Source organism: Bacillus sp. V26, from assembly GCF_034296245.1.
GTDB lineage: Bacteria > Bacillota > Bacilli > Bacillales > Bacillaceae > Bacillus > Bacillus halotolerans.
The window spans coordinates 39,718-54,969 of sequence record NZ_JAXKQF010000009.1; the positions used below are offsets into that span (position 1 = coordinate 39,718).

The following is a 15,252-nucleotide window of genomic DNA, read 5'->3' on the forward strand; positions in this document are numbered from 1 at the left end:
CTGCCTCCGCAGTTTGCGTGAAACAGACTTCGCTGACATTATTCTTTTTTAGCCTGCTCCAGCGCTCTGGAAAGAATAGAAAGCCCTTTGGAAACAGCTTGCTTTTCATCAGGAGACAGCATTTCCAAGGAACGCTTCAATTTCATATGGCCCTTTTGATAAAGCCCGCGAAAAATATTTTTCGCATCCTCCGTTAAATGAACAACCACTGAACGGCGGTCCTCTTCAGAGTGTGAGCGTTTAACAAAGCCGGATTTCTCAAGACGGTCAAGCAGCCCGGTTGTATTTGACAGGGAAGCCCCCATTTTCTCTGCAATTTCACTGACCTTCAGCGTTCCGTGATTGTTTAAAAGCATGAGCACTTTCATTTGCGGCATGCTCATATCCAGCTTCATCCACTCAGATACATCACCGAGCCCGGCAGATGTTAAGACTTTCATATAAAGCACCCAAATTTCACGTTCCTCAGATGAAAGAATATTTTCGTTTAATACTGTTGTATCATGTAAGTTATATTCCATTTGATCACTTCCTCGTCATTCGCTCCTCTTACCATATTACTCGATTTTAACCGCTGAAAGAAAGTCAGCATAAACCGCAGATGAGACTTTGTCCGAAAAATAGCGGTAGTGTATAATGAGTTGGAGATTATTGGGGAAAGAAATATCGAACTGTATATGATTGGAGAGACCATTGCTGATTAAAAAGAATGCTTTATCAATTTTAAAAATCGTTTTTCCTGTTGCTGTTTTACTATTTGTGTTTTATCAGTCGAAAAAAGAATTGACAAACCTGTCATTCAAACGAACGCTTATGGTAATCAACGGGCTGGAGCGGACCGACTTATTCATTCTTGTGCTCATCGGCCTGCTTGCTGTTGCGGCCATGTCACTATATGATTACGTTCTTAAATATTCGCTGCGCCTTTCGATCACAAACGGAAAGGTGTTCAGAGTATCCTGGATTGCCAATTCATTTAATAATGTCCTCGGCTTCGGAGGGTTAGCCGGAGTCGGGTTAAGAATGATGTTTTATAAGGAGCATACAAAAGACCATAAAGCGCTGGTGAAAGGAATTGCCTGGCTTACATCCTCTATGCTGCTCGGCCTTTCAGTTTTCAGCATTTTCGTTGTCGCAAGATTGCTGCCCGTGGATGAAGTCATCAATGAAAAACCATGGCTGTGGGCGGTTGTTATCGGCTTCGCGCTGATTGTGCCGGTCTCTTTGGCGGCGGCTAAACGAAAAGGCCGCAAAGCAGGGGATGAAGAGGGCGCAGACAAAGTGAAAAATCCGATTTTCGCTTATATGGGCGCTTCCGTTGCAGAATGGCTTATGGCTGGAATCGTAATCTATCTGTCTCTGTTCGCCATGGGGATTCATGCTGACATCAGGTATGTGTTCGGGGTATTTGTGATTGCAGCAATCGGAGGCATGATCAGTCTTGTTCCGGGCGGCTTCGGCTCGTTTGACCTTTTGTTTTTGCTCGGAATGGAGCAGCTTGGCTACCATCAGGAAGCCATTGTTACGTCAATTGTGCTGTACCGGCTCGTCTATTCATTTATCCCGTTCGTTTTGGGACTGTTCTTTGCTGCCGGCGACCTGACCGAAAGTACGATGAAACGGCTTGAAACGAACCCGCGAATTGCACCGGCTATCGAAACGACAAACGTGCTGCTTGTCGTACAGCGGGCCATGTTAGTGAGGATTTTGCAGGGATCGCTTTCACTCATTGTGTTCGTTGCCGGTCTCATTGTCCTTGCGTCGGTGTCACTGCCGATTGATAGGCTGACAGTCATTCCGCACATTCCCCGTCCGGTCCTTTTGCTGTTCAACGGGCTGTCCTTAAGCTCAGCGCTCATTTTGCTGATATTGCCGATCGAGCTTTATAAACGGACAAAACGGTCCTATACAATGGCGATTACAGCGCTTGTCGGCGGGTTTGTTTTCAGCTTTTTAAAAGGGCTCAATATCAGTGCAATATTCATATTGCCGATTATCATCGTCTTGCTTGTGCTGTTGAAAAAACAATTTGTCAGAGAACAGGCTTCCTATACGCTCGGGCAAATGATTTTCGCTGCGGCCCTGTTTACTGTGGCGCTGTTTAACTATAACATTATCGCAAGCTTCATCTGGGATCGGATGAAAAAGGTGCTGCGCCATGAATATTTCGTCCACAGCACTTCCCATATTACACATGCGACCATCATGGCAGTCATCGCCGTTCCGCTGTTCTTCTTTATCTTTACAGTGGTGTATCATAAGAAAACCAAACCAATTGGGGAAAAAGCTGATCCAGAACGTCTTGCTGAGTTTTTGAATGAAAAAGGCGGTAACGCGCTCAGCCATCTCGGCTTTCTGGGGGATAAGCGGTTTTATTTCTCAAGCGACGGCAATGCATTGCTTCTGTTTGGGAAAATCGCAAGACGGCTGGTCGTGCTCGGCGATCCGTCCGGCCAAAAGGAGTCGTTCCCGCTTGTGCTCGAAGAATTTCTTAACGAAGCACATCAAAAAGGGTTCAGTGTTCTGTTCTATCAAATCGAACGAGAGGACATGGCGCTGTACCACGATTTTGGCTATAACTTTTTTAAACTTGGCGAGGAAGCCTATGTGGACTTAAACACGTTTACCATATCAGGGAAGAAAAAAGCCGGCCTGCGGGCGATCAATAACCGGTTTGAACGGGAGGAATATACTTTCCATGTAGATCATCCTCCGTTTTCAGAAGCGTTTTTAGAAGAGCTCAAACAAATCTCCGATGATTGGCTCGGCTCGAAAAAGGAGAAGGGCTTTTCACTCGGGTTCTTTGATTCGTCATATTTACAGAGAGCGCCGATCGCCTATATGAAAAATGCCGAAGGGGACATTGTAGCTTTCGCCAATATCATGCCAATGTATCAGGAAGGCGAAATCTCGGTCGATCTGATGCGCTATCGCAGCGACGCCCCGAACGGTATTATGGATGCATTGTTCATCCGCATGTTTTTATGGGCGAAGGAGGAGGGGTGCACGTCATTTAACATGGGCATGGCGCCCTTGGCCAATGTCGGCACGGCCTTTACATCCTTCTGGTCAGAACGCTTCGCGGCTGTCATTTTTAATAATGTTCGGTACATGTACAGCTTTAGCGGGCTCCGAGCATTTAAAGAAAAATACAAACCCGAATGGCGCGGAAAATACTTGGCGTATCGGAAAAACAGATCTCTTTCTGTCACCATGTTCCTCGTCACGCGTCTGATCGGCAAAAGCAAAAAAGACTCCGTCTAAACAGACGGAGTTCTTTTTTTATTTAGACTTTAAGAAATACGTTTCAATATCGTCAAGCAGATAGTTTGCGGCTTTGATTCCGCCTGCGGTTGTCCACACGACGTCATCGACCTCATGGGCGTTCCCTGATTTCACAGCTTTGAGGTTTTTCCATAGTGAACTGCTCGTCCACTGATTGGCCCATTTTTCATTATCTTTTGCATTATCGGCTTTATAAGTGAAATAAAAAAGCACATCGCCATCCATATCGGGAATGGATTCTTTGCTGTCTGTTGAGAACGTGAATTGGTCCTTTTGTTTCTTGAATAGCTCCACTTGCTTTTCAGGACGTTTAAAACCCAGCTGGTCTAAAATAATGCCAGAGAATGAATCTTTATAATAGATTCTCGACTCGCCGGACAGAAAGCGTACAACAGACACGGTTTTGTTTGTCTGATCGCCAAGCTTATCTTTCATATCGGCAACGCGCTTATCAAAATCGGCAATGACTTCTTTGCCTTTGTCCGCCTTATTCACCGCGTCGGCATAAAGAGTCAGGTTATCCTTCCAGTTCCCGGCTAAAGATTCAGCAAAAACCGTAGGCGCAATCGCATTTAACTGATCATAAATCTTTTCTTGGCGCACTTTATTTCCAATAATCAAATCAGGCTTTAACTCCGCGATGGCTTCCACATTCGGTTCTGTTTCTAGCCCGACGTTTTTAACACCTTCCATATCGTCTTTCAGGTAGTCATACCACGGGTCGCCCTTCCATGACTTCACGGCCCCGACAGGTTTAATGCCAAGCGCTAAAAGCGCCTCTGTTCCTTCATTTGTTAAGACGACAATCCGTTTTGGATGGGCTGGAATGTTGTCTGATGTCCCCATTGCATGTTTAACCGTCCTTGTTTTGCTGCTTGACCCCTCGCTGTTTCCGGAACTTTCTGAACTATTACAGGCAGAAAGCATCATAACGGCCATAAGTAATACAAATAGCATGCTGATATGCTTTTTCATCTTTTTCCTCCCAATATTGAAATTCATTATCATTTAGATCATAATAAGCAGTGGTGAGAGTGTCAATCATTAATTGAGGATGATTCTCAAAAACAATCAATTTACTGCAGTCATGATGAAGAATGTTACATAGTAAATCACTAGGAGAATTGGATGATGATCTTCAAAAAGGCTTATTCGAAATGGATTTTGTTATTATGTCTGCTTTTCATTTTGCTGGCGGCTGTCTGCGCAAGTGTCATATACGGCTATACCGGTACGTCATGGGGACAGGTCTATCAAGCGTTTACATCTTTTAACGGATCAAATGAGCAAGTCATCATTAAAGACGTCAGGCTCCCGCGCGCCTTGGTTGCCACGGTCGTCGGCGCTTCCCTTGCGGCTGCAGGCGCTCTGATGCAGGCGCTGACAAAAAACCCGCTAGCATCACCAGGGATTTTCGGAATCAATGCAGGGGCCGGCTTTTTTATTGTTGCCGGATCATTTTTTCTGCATATTCAATCACCCCAAGCGCTTGTATGGAGCTCGTTTCTCGGTGCTTCCTTTACCGCCGCGATTGTCTATGCCGCAGGTTCGCTTGGAAGGGAAGGGCTCACGCCGATCAAATTGACGCTGGCTGGAGCAGCGATGGCGGCAATGTTTTCTTCGCTGACACAAGGCATGCTTTCCGTCAATGAACTTGAGCTGGCTCAGGTGCTATTTTGGCTGACGGGCTCTGTGCAGGGCAGGAGTCTCGATTTGCTGATGACGATGCTTCCATATGCCGCGGCGGCGCTTTTGATCAGCTGTTTCCTCGGCCGAAAAATTAATCTTCTTGTCATGGGAGAAGATGTTGCCAAAGGACTTGGTCAAAAAACGGGACTGCTGAAATTCGCTATGGCACTATGCATTGTCCTGCTTGCCGGTTCGGCTGTCGCCATTGCCGGGCCGATTTCCTTTATCGGCATCATCATCCCGCACTTTGCCCGCTTTATCATCGGCAATGATTATCGCTGGGTTCTGCCGTTTTCCGCTGTGTTGGGTGCGATTTTACTTGTTGCCGCGGACATCGGGGCACGCTATATCATTATGCCTCAGGAAGTTCCTGTCGGGGTTATGACGGCGATTATCGGCATGCCTGTGTTTGTTTACATCGCAAGAAGGGGGGCGAATCTATGAAACTTCGTTTTGGCTTTACAGCGGCTGAAAAGAAAGCATGGATTGTCTTTTTTGTTTTACTCGGTTTAACAGCGGCTGTGTTCATCATAAGCGCCGGTCTCGGACAGCGGTTCATTCCTCCTTGGGATGTGGCCAAAACATTTTTCGGTGCAGGTTCAAAGCTCGATGAAATGATGGTGATGTCGTTCCGCATGCCAAGAATATTGACAGCTGTCTGCGCCGGCGTTTGCTTGGCTGCGGCAGGCGCAATTTTGCAGGGACTGGTCAGAAACCCTCTCGCATCCCCGGATATTATCGGAATCACGGGCGGAGCGGCTGTGGCTGTGGTGCTTGTCATAATGTTCTTCTCAGACCGAAGCGATTCACTGACGATCAGTCTGTCATGGCTTCCGGCTGCCGCATTTATCGGGGCATCGGTTGTTGGACTTATCGTTTATTTACTCGCATACAAAAATGGCGCCTCCACGTTTCGGCTGGTGCTGATCGGAATCGGATTTTCAATGTCTGCACAAGCGATGACCACATTGCTCATGATCAAAGGCCCGATCTACAGGGCGTCCCAAGCCAATGTATACATAACAGGTTCGGTCTACGGATCTAACTGGCAGCATGTAAAAATAGCCGTGTTGCTGTCTGTCATTCTCTTATTCATTTGTTTTATCTGTCTTAAAAATATGAATATACAGATGCTCGGTGAAGATATTGCGGCAGGCGCGGGAAGCTCCGTGCAAAGAAACCGGTTCTTCCTCCTGCTGCTGAGTACGGCTCTTACGGGCTGTGCGGTTTCGGTTGCCGGAACGATTGGTTTTGTCGGTCTGATGGCGCCGCACATCGCAAGGCGTCTCGTCGGCTCGTCTTACGGTGCGCTGCTCCCGGCATCTGCACTGATCGGGGCTCTGCTCGTATTAGGAGCAGACATCATCGGCAGAACCTTATTTGCCCCGGTCGAAGTTCCGGCAGGCGTTTTTACAGCGGCGATCGGCGCCCCCTATTTTATTTATTTGCTCTATAAAACAAGAAATTCCTGATTGTAAGAACCCATTTTCTCTGCAAAGAAAATGGGTTTTTGATATTGACTGAAAATTCCCTCTAATATTTTGTTATACTGACAGAGACATTGATGTAGAAAGGATGGCAGGCGAATGAAAGCAGAGGTATTAAAATATGAAGCATTTACGGAAAATCCCGACAAAGGAAACCCCGCGGGAGTGGTATTGCACGGGGACCATTATACAGAAGAAGAAATGCAGAGAATAGCTGAAATCGCAGGATACTCAGAAACCTCCTTTATTCGGAACAGCGAGGCGGCTGATCTTGAACTCCGTTACTTCACTCCTGGACACGAAATGAATTTATGCGGACATGCGACGGTCGCTTCCCTATACGCATTATGTGAAAAAGGAAGGCTGGAGATTGGTAAAACGTACAGCATCCAGACAAAAGCCGGTATCCTGCCAGCAAACATTTCTGAAAAAGAGGGGCGCATCCATATCACACTTGAACAGGCTGCTCCGAAATTCAAACCATTTACGGGCGACCGGGAAAAGCTCGCGGACGCATTGGGAATTACGGCCGAGGACTTTCATGAGGACCTTCCAATTGTTTTTGGCAGCACAGGCATATGGACTGCGATCGTTCCGCTCAAATCATTAGAAGCCTCTAAAAAAATGGTGCCGAATAACAAACAATTTCCGGATGTTCTAGTTGATCTGCCAAAAGCCTCAGTGCATCCGTTTACCTTTGAAACGATTCACTCTGACAGCGACCTGCACGGGCGCCACTTTTCGTCGCCGTATTCAGGAACAATAGAAGATCCCGTGACTGGCACAGCATCCGGTGTGATGGGAGCTTACATGCAGCAATACGGCCGGTCCGGGCAGCGTACATTCATCATTGAACAAGGACAGGAGATGGGGAAAGACGGAAGAGTGGAAATTGAAATAAATGGAGATAACGGTCACATCAAAGTGAACATGACAGGGACTGCTGTTTACTCAGAAACTCGGATTCTTGAAATCTAATATGGCTGACGGTTTACAAAAAGCTGCACTTTCCGTTATGATTATGATTGATAATCATTTTCAATTGGATAGAAAGGGTGAAGCGGTATGCCTCAAGCCGAACAGATAAATCAAGATTCAGCACTGCGGGATATCATACGCAGCAGAAGATCAATCCGTAAATTTAAACATGATCCCGTACCTCCGGCTGTCATCCTTGACATGCTAGAAACGGCAAAATATGCGCCAAATCACAGAGTGACGGAGCCTTGGAGATTTATTTACGTTTCCAGTGAAACAGGAAAAGCAAGCTTGATTAAAACCTTTGCTTCATTTTCTAAAAAATCAAAGCCGGACATGACGGAAGAAAAACTCCAAAACTTCAAAAAGACACTCAGCCGTGTGCCGGGATTTCTGCTCGTTGTATTTAAGGAAGATGAGAACGAAAGAGCAAGAGATGATGATTTTGCGGCAACCAGCTCATTGATTCAAAACCTCCAGCTTCTTGCCTGGGAAAAAGGAATCGGCATGGTTTGGAAAAGCGGAAAGATCCTCTATGATAAAGACGTACATCAAGCCTTCGGTTTACAGGATAACGAGCGCTTCGCCGCGATCATACAAACAGGCTATCCTGATGAAATGCCGGAAGTGAAAAAACGCACACCGATAAAGGAACGGTTCACCGAGCTGTAAAAAACCCCCTGTCTCAAGCAGAGACAAGGGGTTTTTCATTAACGTTTTTTGCTTTTCGCTCTGCTGTCGGCCGCTTTTGCGCGCTCCTGCGCTTCGCGGTCATCCGCATCAGCGAGTTCGCTTGAATATTCCTCGTAAACGCCGTCAGTTTCTCGTTTTAACGCATCGGGAACCTGAGGAAGTTTTTGTTTGTTTTTATCACGGTTTTTGTGGATATGATTTCTGCCCATATCAAATTCCCCCTAAAAAGTGATATCAAACAAACATAGTATTTGCTTTCCGGCGCTATGTATCCCTACTTCCGCTTAGCAGCTTTTTCCGCCTTTTTAAATTCACTCGAATAAAGAACTTCCTGCATTTTCTTCAGGTTGGCTCCTTGCTGGTGCTTCTCCCTCTTCTTTTCCATAAAAGGACCTCCTTCAACCATGTTATTCTTAAGGTTGACGCTTCCTTCCGTTTTTATACAGCCTTTCGGTCCGTCAGCAGCTGCGAGAGGGCGAATTCAAGGTCTGAATATGTAAAACGGAATCCGGACGTAATTGCTTTTTTCGGCAGAGCGCGCTGTCCTTTCACGATAAGCAGGCTCATTTCCCCCAATGCTTTTGATAAAAAGAATGCTGGAACGGGGAGCCAGTGGGGACGGTGTTTCACCCGTGCAATCGTTTTTCCGAACTGCTTCATTTCAACCGGATTAGGTGCTGTCACATTAACAGGACCTGAGATGCTGTCGTTTTCGATTGCATATACAATCAGCTGGGCGGCGTCATCCACGTGAATCCAGGACAGCCACTGATGGCCCGTCCCGATCGTTCCGCCGGCCAGCAGTTTATATGGCAGAACCATCAGCGGGAGAGCGCCTTTTTCTCCGAGCATCACGCCAAATCTCGCGTAAACCGTTCGAATGCCCATCGCCTCTATATTTTGCCCTTCCCGTTCCCACATATGTGCAGTGTGGCTGAGAAAATCCTCGTCCGACGTGGGGGAGTCTTCTGTAAAGGTTTTTTCAAGGCTAGTGCCGTAAATGCCCACTGCACTGGCTTGAATAAGCGCCTTTGGTTTTTCCGCCTGTTTATGAATAAGCCGCCGTACTTCCCGGGTTGCATCGATCCGGCTGGAGAGAATTTGCTGCTTCGTTTTTTCGTTCCAGCGGCCAAAAATCGATTTTCCCGCAAGATTTACCCAAACATCAATATGAGGAAGTTCTTGTTCAGGCGCAGCTTCTTCAGTCAGCCATTGGACATAAGTGATATTTTTTTGTTCAGTTTTTGGCGCGTTTCTTGATAAAATATAAACATGATGTCCCTGGCGGGTGAGGACGCCAGTCAGATGCGTACCGAGAAAACCCGTTCCGCCCGTCATTGCAATATTCATAAACATCTCTCCTCATCGTTCTGATACCTATACTTTACCTCATTTTGATCATAGAAAACGCATTTGAGACCGGAGAAGGGAGATTAAGATGCCATTTATTACAAAGATTTCAGCGCAAAAGAAGAATACGGAGCGCTTTAATATTTTTCTGGATGAAAAATATGCTTTCAGTGTTGACGCAGATGTTCTCGTGAAATTTGAGCTTACAAAGGGAAAAGAGCTTGATGACCTCGAGATCATTGAGATTCAATACGGAGATGAAGTAAAAAAAGGCTTCAACCGTGCGATTGATTTTTTATCCTATCGAATGCGGTCAACGAAAGAGGTAGAAGACCACTTAAAGAAAAAAGAAACCTCGGCGCCCGTCATTGCGGAAGTGATTCATAAGCTGAACGATTACAACTATTTAAATGACCAAGAGTTTGCGGCGGCCTACGTGAGCACTCACAAAAAAACAAACGGAAAAGGGCCTGACGTTTTGTTCAGAGAGCTGAAAGCGAAGGGGATCGATGACGACACCATCAAAGATACGCTGAGTTCTTTCTCCTTTGAAGAACAGACGGACAAAGCAGTTAAGCATATCGAAAAGCTTCTGAAGAAAGACAAGAAACTCTCTTCAAAAGAAATCAAACAGCGAGCACAGATGCAGCTGCAGCGCAAAGGCTTCTCATTTGATGTCATCTCTGCGGCGCTGGAGCAGATTGAATACGAAAATGACGAAGATACTGAAAAAGAAGCGCTGCGTCTTCATGCGGAAAAAGCGTTTAGAAAATACCGTTATGACGGCTCCTATGAAAGTGCTATGAAGGTCAAACAATTTTTATTCAGAAAAGGATTCTCACTCGATTTAATCGATCAATTTCTGCAGGAAGAGGAGTAGCTGAAAAATGGAGAAACGATACAGTCAAATGACAACGCACGAACTCAATACAGAAATCGCAGGACTTTCTGAAAAAGCAAGAAAAGCGGAACAGCTTGGAATCATAAATGAACTGGCAGTGCTCGAACGGAAAATTGCGATGGCAAAGGCATACTTGCTGAACCCGGAGGACTTCTCGCCGGGAGAAACGTATGTTGTGGACGGCTCTGAGGACGAGTTTCACATTAACTATTTAAATGGCGTTTTCGCTTGGGGATACAGAACATCGGCTCCCGATCAAGAAGAAGCGCTTCCAATCTCAGTATTACAGCAAAAGAAGCAGGGATAACCGAGAGGCTGAATATCAGCCTCTTTTTTATTTGAGCACACTCAAGGCGATTTTTAGAGAAAAAATGATTGAATTCACCCTGGATTTCTTTTAAGATGGAACTCGTTGTTTTTTCACATTAAAGGAGGCGATGACGTTGAGTATGAAAAATCCATCAGTAAAATTAATTATTTTTGTTCTAATGATCTGCACGTTTTCAATTGGATACACAGAATATGCGGTGATGGGTATTTTGACGTCGATTGCCGATGACTTTCATATACATGTTTCCTCTGCGGGACTCCTTGTCACCGCTTATGCGGCAAGCGTCTGTGTAACAGGCCCGCTCGTCACGATTTTTTCTGTCAAGCTCCCGAGAAAGCCGGTACTTCTTGGGTTGATGGGGATTTTCATCCTTTCCAACCTGATGAGCGCACTGGCACCGAATTTTGCGGTATTGGCGGTCTCAAGAATTTTATCTGCTTCCATTCACGGCGCTTTCTTTGCGATTGCGATGGTATTCGCTAGTGAAATGGTGCCGCCGGAAAAACGCGCCGCAGCCGCTGCGTCTATGAACGGCGGTTTAACAGTGGCTTTGATGCTGGGTGTTCCATTCGGTTCCTACTTGGGTGATGTCCTAAACTGGAGAGTCGTGTTTTCCATCATTACGGTGCTTGGAGTGATCGGATTTTTAGGCCTGATGGCTACCGTGCCGAACAGAAAACCAAAAGTCATCCCGATGCTCATGAATGAGTGGGGAGTATTTAAACACAAACAGGTGCTGTACTCCTTTGCGATTACAATTTTAGGCTATTCAGGCGTATTTATCGCGTATACGTTTATCGAGCCGATTTTAAGAAATTCAGCGGGTTTCAGCACAGTCGGCATTACAGGCGCCCTCTTCGCCTATGGTTTGGGAGGGGTTGCGGGAAACTTCTTTGCGGGAAAAGTGCCGCTTCCTCTGCTGACCCGGACCATGATTGGCGTCATGATCGGTTTGATCGGCGTACTTGCGGTATTCCCGTACATCGCCGTTTATCCGGCCGCAGCCATTGTCGCGACTTTCTTATTTGGAGCTTGCGCATTCGGCACACCGCCTCTTTTGCAAACAAAGGTGCTTTCTTCATCTGAGAACGGAACAACGATCGCCGCAGCTGTGAGCGTGTCTGCATTTAACCTGGCCAATGCGCTCGGCGCGTGGATCGGCGGCATCATTTTAAGCGGAACTGGTTCTTATTCCTGGCTGTTTGCGGGAGGAGCGCTGATGACCGCGTGCGGACTGGTGCTCTCAACATTTGCGCATCTGTCTGAAAAGAAAAGCGTCTATGAGTATCAAGTCAATAAAGGCTAAAAAACAGCTGCACATGTGCAGCTGTTCTTCTTTTATCGTTTGCCGGAGGCTCTCATTTTTTCCTGAGGATGCTGGTTGATTGACCCGTCAGGACGCTTTGAAGCATAGTCGTCCTTTGCTCTCGGTTCACCTTGAAACTTGTTTTCGTTTTCGTAAGGAAATCCTTTTTCTTTATTGCGGACCATGTCATATCCCCCTAGGTTCGAGATCAAAAAGTTGCGTCTTGCCAGATGAAGACGTAAGGTTAGTATATGGAGAACATGAAGTTTTAAAGCGTAATTTTTTTCCTGAAGGAAAGGAGACCACCAAATGAATACGTATATTGAGAAACTGACAAATCTGCTTCTGGAAAAAAACGATATGATCAGCTACATTCAGGCGAAAACATGGGTGGAATTGTTATGGAGCGACTTTGAAGCAACCTATGCAAAAGCCGGACACGCCTACCAAGGCGAAAAAATGACCGAAAAAATCGTCACACAGTGGATTGAGAACTATGGCGGCCAGCTCCACCTTTTCCAAAGCGGCCGTGAAGACGTGAATGATTACTTAAACCAAAGCAGAGGGCTTTTACATTAACACAGCCTGCCGGCAAAGTACGGCAGGCTGTTTTTTACACATTTGTATTAAGTACATCACTAATCACCATTCTAAGCATAAAACCAAGAAAAGCAGTATATGCAATCAGCTGCAGATAGGACAGAGGAAGCATGGATTGATGAATAAGAACAACACCTATAAGCAAAATAACAATCATCACCCAATGTGATATATAGCCCGCGAAATGAGCATTTGAGCGGGTGCGTTGGTCATTCTGAAAGTGTACGTTTCCCCAGAGTTTATTTCTATGAATATGTGCGGCAGAATAAAGAACTCGTGCAGTTCCGATGACTGCTAACAGAAGTGTTAAAGTTGAAGGTGAATGCCAATAAAGGACATACAATAAAATGGGAAGCAAAGTTTGCAAAAACAATCCGGTACGATACGTCATGTTCATATTATTTGTCTCCTTCTATCCAGAATAATTGATCTAATGAGCACTCTAATACTGAAGATAATTTAATTGCAGTGCCTATCGAGGGTTCATATCTTTGTTTTTCAATTGCAATGACCGTCTGTCTTGTCACTTGAATGTTTTCTGCCAGCTGATCCTGTGTCCATCCTTTAGCTTTTCTGTATTCTTTTACACAATTACGAACCCCGTGCTTCATCTTATTTGATCCTCTCTCGTTATGTAACGTATACCTTACATAATGTATCATACAAAGATTTGAATGTAATGTACACCTTACAAACCTTAAAATTTCCTTAACTGTTAGAAAAAATAAACAAAAAGTGTTTCATCCTCCAGGCAATCAGGGAATACCTCTTATATCTTGTCAAAATCCGAGGAGGAGCTATGTATGAAAAAGAAACAAGTATTGCTCGCTTTAACTGCCGCCGCAGGACTGAGTTTCACAGCATGTAGCACTGCTCCCGCAGCAAAAGCTGCAACCCTTCAGACCATAAATGTCTCTATGCCATCATCAGATTCTTATATGATTAAAGCAGGAAAACTGAATGTCCGGGCTGAGCCAAAACAAAAAAGCGCGATTCTCGGCACAGTATCATCTGAACAGAAAGTCACTGTAAAGGGATTTGCTAATGCTGATTGGGCTCAAATTGAATTCAAAGGAAAAAAAGCATATATTTCAACACACTTCTTAATGAAAACCGCAAGTCAAGCAAAAACAGCAAAACAGACTGCCTTCTATTCTCCAACACCGGAAAATGGAAAAGCCAAGCAGCTTTCCTCGGGGACAGAAGTCACTTTGCTCGGCTGGGGATTCAGTGAAAACGGAGGATTTGATTTCAGCTGGGCATTCGTTGATCACGGCGGGATAAAAGGCTATATTCCGACAAAGGATTTACAAATACGCTAAATAGACAGGCTCATGCTTGTCTTTTTGTCAGGATATTGAAACATTTCTTCTTTCTGAACGTAACAATGAGAGAGGAGATGATCAGATGGCATGTTTAGTCGGCGGAGGGCTCATGATCATTGCAGGTCTTTTTATCAAATTGTTCCCTCCAAAATCCATTAACAGTGTATATGGATTCAGAACGAGACGCTCAATGTCAGATCAAAAGTTATGGAATGAAGCCAACCGTTACAGTGCGGCGCTCATGATCCTGTCAGGTTTGATTGTCTTGGGGGCCGGGGTGCTCCTGAGATCAAGCTTTATCATCCTTCAGCTGATCTTGCTTGTTGCTGCTTGTATCATCACTTTTATACTGACAGAGAAAAGGCTGAAACATATGACGCAAAGTCAAGGAGGAGATTTAAGTGGAAGGAGTTAACAGCCAGTTTGTCAAAACAAATGGAATCACACTCCACGTTGCTTCTGCAGGACCGGAGGACGGCCCGCTTATCGTCCTGCTCCATGGATTTCCTGAGTTTTGGTATGGCTGGAAAAACCAAATCAAACCGCTTGCGGACGCGGGGTACCGGGTGATTGTTCCTGATCAGCGAGGTTACAATCTCAGTGACAAACCGGAAGGAATTGAGGCATATCGGATTGATACATTAAGAGATGATATCATTGGGCTTATTTCGCAATTCACTGATCAAAAAGCAATCGTGATCGGTCATGACTGGGGAGGAGCAGTAGCCTGGCACTTGGCATCAACACGTCCGGAATATCTTGAAAAGCTTATCGCCATTAACATACCGCATCCGCACGTCATGAAAACCGTAACACCAGTCTACCCTCCGCAATGGCTGAAAAGCTCATACATTGCCTTCTTCCAGCTGCCGGACAAACCGGAGGCCGCGTTAACAGAAAACGACTATGAGAAATTAGATAAAGCCATCGGGCTATCTGATCGGCCGGAGCTTTTTTCTTCTGAGGATATCAATAAATACAAAGAAGCGTGGAAGCAGCCTGGCGCCCTGACGTCAATGCTGAACTGGTACAGGGCCCTCAGAAAAGGCAGCCTTGCAGAAAATTCCCGCGAATGCCATACAGCCCCTTACCGGATGATCTGGGGAATGGAAGACCGCTTTTTAAGCAGAAAGCTTGCAAAAGAAACAGCAAGACGCTGTCCAAACGGGCATTTAATATTTGTGGATGAAGCGTCCCATTGGATCAGCCACGAAAAGCCGGCCATCGTGAATCAGCTTATTTTAGAATATCTTGAAAACCAATAAGTCAGATTTTCTTTGCACCGTCTGTCGAAATGGCAGACTTTT

At 45.6% G+C, this 15,252-nt stretch carries 20 protein-coding genes; 12 read left to right on the top strand and 8 right to left on the bottom strand.

All coding sequences use genetic code 11. The annotated features are described in order from the left end of the window. Nucleotides 1-38 precede the first annotated feature (38 nt). Entirely contained in the window at nucleotides 39-521 is a 483-nt protein-coding gene (locus UJ203_RS19720) for a MarR family transcriptional regulator (RefSeq protein ID WP_105954856.1), read from the bottom strand. A 172-nt stretch (nucleotides 522-693) separates the two neighbouring features. Here UJ203_RS19720 and mprF point away from each other — a divergent pair, with 172 nt between their 5' ends. Continuing rightward, nucleotides 694-3,264 (top strand): bifunctional lysylphosphatidylglycerol flippase/synthetase MprF, encoded by a 2,571-nt coding sequence (gene mprF, locus UJ203_RS19725; RefSeq protein WP_322013415.1) that lies wholly within the window; start codon nucleotides 694-696, stop codon nucleotides 3,262-3,264. Between the two features lie 18 nt (nucleotides 3,265-3,282). On the opposite strand, the gene UJ203_RS19730 is transcribed toward mprF, so the two are convergent. After that, complete coding sequence (locus UJ203_RS19730) at nucleotides 3,283-4,260, bottom strand: iron-siderophore ABC transporter substrate-binding protein (RefSeq protein WP_322013417.1); 978 nt, start codon at nucleotides 4,258-4,260, stop codon at nucleotides 3,283-3,285. 156 nt (nucleotides 4,261-4,416) lie between these two features. Here UJ203_RS19730 and UJ203_RS19735 point away from each other — a divergent pair, with 156 nt between their 5' ends. From UJ203_RS19735 to UJ203_RS19750, 4 genes are all read left to right on the top strand, one after another. After that, nucleotides 4,417-5,418, top strand: a complete 1,002-nt coding sequence (locus UJ203_RS19735; protein ID WP_105954859.1) for a FecCD family ABC transporter permease — start codon at nucleotides 4,417-4,419, stop codon at nucleotides 5,416-5,418. Beyond that, complete coding sequence (locus UJ203_RS19740; RefSeq protein WP_322013420.1) at nucleotides 5,415-6,446, top strand: iron ABC transporter permease; 1,032 nt, start codon at nucleotides 5,415-5,417, stop codon at nucleotides 6,444-6,446. The genes UJ203_RS19735 and UJ203_RS19740 overlap by 4 nt, the downstream gene beginning before the upstream one ends. 114 nt (nucleotides 6,447-6,560) lie before the next feature. Then, nucleotides 6,561-7,439, top strand: a complete 879-nt coding sequence (locus UJ203_RS19745) for a PhzF family phenazine biosynthesis isomerase (RefSeq protein WP_322013422.1) — start codon at nucleotides 6,561-6,563, stop codon at nucleotides 7,437-7,439. A gap of 87 nt (nucleotides 7,440-7,526) precedes the next feature. Further along, entirely contained in the window at nucleotides 7,527-8,111 is a 585-nt protein-coding gene (locus UJ203_RS19750) for a nitroreductase (RefSeq protein ID WP_322013424.1), read from the top strand. A 38-nt stretch (nucleotides 8,112-8,149) separates the two neighbouring features. On the opposite strand, the gene UJ203_RS19755 is transcribed toward UJ203_RS19750, so the two are convergent. The 3 genes from UJ203_RS19755 to UJ203_RS19765 form a co-directional block, all read right to left on the bottom strand. Beyond that, nucleotides 8,150-8,341, bottom strand: a complete 192-nt coding sequence (locus tag UJ203_RS19755) for a YfhD family protein (RefSeq protein WP_044163723.1) — start codon at nucleotides 8,339-8,341, stop codon at nucleotides 8,150-8,152. Between the two features lie 65 nt (nucleotides 8,342-8,406). Continuing rightward, nucleotides 8,407-8,517: a YfhE family protein gene (locus UJ203_RS19760; RefSeq protein ID WP_010333447.1), complete on the bottom strand. Its 111-nt coding sequence runs from the start codon at nucleotides 8,515-8,517 to the stop codon at nucleotides 8,407-8,409. 53 nt (nucleotides 8,518-8,570) lie between these two features. Then, nucleotides 8,571-9,482 carry a TIGR01777 family oxidoreductase gene (locus tag UJ203_RS19765; protein WP_322013432.1) on the bottom strand — a complete coding sequence of 304 codons (912 nt, stop codon included), beginning with the start codon at nucleotides 9,480-9,482 and terminating at the stop codon, nucleotides 8,571-8,573. Nucleotides 9,483-9,570: 88 nt separating this feature from the next. On the opposite strand from UJ203_RS19765, the gene recX reads away from it, so the two are divergent. From recX to UJ203_RS19780, 3 genes are all read left to right on the top strand, one after another. Next, the gene (recX, locus tag UJ203_RS19770; RefSeq protein WP_105954864.1) at nucleotides 9,571-10,362 is read left to right on the top strand and encodes a recombination regulator RecX; all 792 of its coding nucleotides are present in this window, start codon (nucleotides 9,571-9,573) and stop codon (nucleotides 10,360-10,362) included. A gap of 7 nt (nucleotides 10,363-10,369) precedes the next feature. Then, a complete protein-coding gene (locus UJ203_RS19775; RefSeq protein ID WP_105954865.1) occupies nucleotides 10,370-10,690 on the top strand; it encodes a YfhH family protein in 321 nt (106 codons plus the stop codon). 136 nt (nucleotides 10,691-10,826) lie between these two features. Continuing rightward, complete coding sequence (locus tag UJ203_RS19780) at nucleotides 10,827-12,020, top strand: MFS transporter (RefSeq protein WP_322013435.1); 1,194 nt, start codon at nucleotides 10,827-10,829, stop codon at nucleotides 12,018-12,020. Between the two features lie 32 nt (nucleotides 12,021-12,052). Here the strand turns inward: UJ203_RS19780 and UJ203_RS19785 are convergent, their stop codons facing one another. Beyond that, nucleotides 12,053-12,205 (bottom strand): small, acid-soluble spore protein K, encoded by a 153-nt coding sequence (locus tag UJ203_RS19785; protein WP_010333452.1) that lies wholly within the window; start codon nucleotides 12,203-12,205, stop codon nucleotides 12,053-12,055. A 124-nt stretch (nucleotides 12,206-12,329) separates the two neighbouring features. Here UJ203_RS19785 and UJ203_RS19790 point away from each other — a divergent pair, with 124 nt between their 5' ends. Continuing rightward, nucleotides 12,330-12,599, top strand: coding sequence for a YfhJ family protein (locus UJ203_RS19790; protein WP_024120650.1), 270 nt, complete (start codon nucleotides 12,330-12,332; stop codon nucleotides 12,597-12,599). A gap of 34 nt (nucleotides 12,600-12,633) precedes the next feature. On the opposite strand, the gene UJ203_RS19795 is transcribed toward UJ203_RS19790, so the two are convergent. Together UJ203_RS19795 and UJ203_RS19800 are read right to left on the bottom strand one after the other, a co-directional pair. Next, nucleotides 12,634-13,017, bottom strand: coding sequence for a hypothetical protein (locus UJ203_RS19795; protein WP_095714802.1), 384 nt, complete (start codon nucleotides 13,015-13,017; stop codon nucleotides 12,634-12,636). A gap of 1 nt (nucleotide 13,018) precedes the next feature. Then, nucleotides 13,019-13,231 carry a helix-turn-helix transcriptional regulator gene (locus UJ203_RS19800; protein ID WP_010333455.1) on the bottom strand — a complete coding sequence of 71 codons (213 nt, stop codon included), beginning with the start codon at nucleotides 13,229-13,231 and terminating at the stop codon, nucleotides 13,019-13,021. A 192-nt stretch (nucleotides 13,232-13,423) separates the two neighbouring features. Between UJ203_RS19800 and UJ203_RS19805 the strand changes: the two genes are divergently transcribed. The 3 genes from UJ203_RS19805 to UJ203_RS19815 all read left to right on the top strand — a co-directional run bounded on the left by UJ203_RS19805 (nucleotide 13,424) and on the right by UJ203_RS19815 (nucleotide 15,210). Then, the gene (locus tag UJ203_RS19805) at nucleotides 13,424-13,942 is read left to right on the top strand and encodes an SH3 domain-containing protein (protein WP_322013445.1); all 519 of its coding nucleotides are present in this window, start codon (nucleotides 13,424-13,426) and stop codon (nucleotides 13,940-13,942) included. A gap of 85 nt (nucleotides 13,943-14,027) precedes the next feature. Continuing rightward, nucleotides 14,028-14,360 (top strand): SdpI family protein, encoded by a 333-nt coding sequence (locus UJ203_RS19810; protein WP_024120653.1) that lies wholly within the window; start codon nucleotides 14,028-14,030, stop codon nucleotides 14,358-14,360. After that, nucleotides 14,347-15,210: an alpha/beta fold hydrolase gene (locus UJ203_RS19815; protein ID WP_105954867.1), complete on the top strand. Its 864-nt coding sequence runs from the start codon at nucleotides 14,347-14,349 to the stop codon at nucleotides 15,208-15,210. Before UJ203_RS19810 ends, UJ203_RS19815 begins: the two co-directional genes overlap by 14 nt. Nucleotides 15,211-15,252 lie beyond the last annotated feature (42 nt).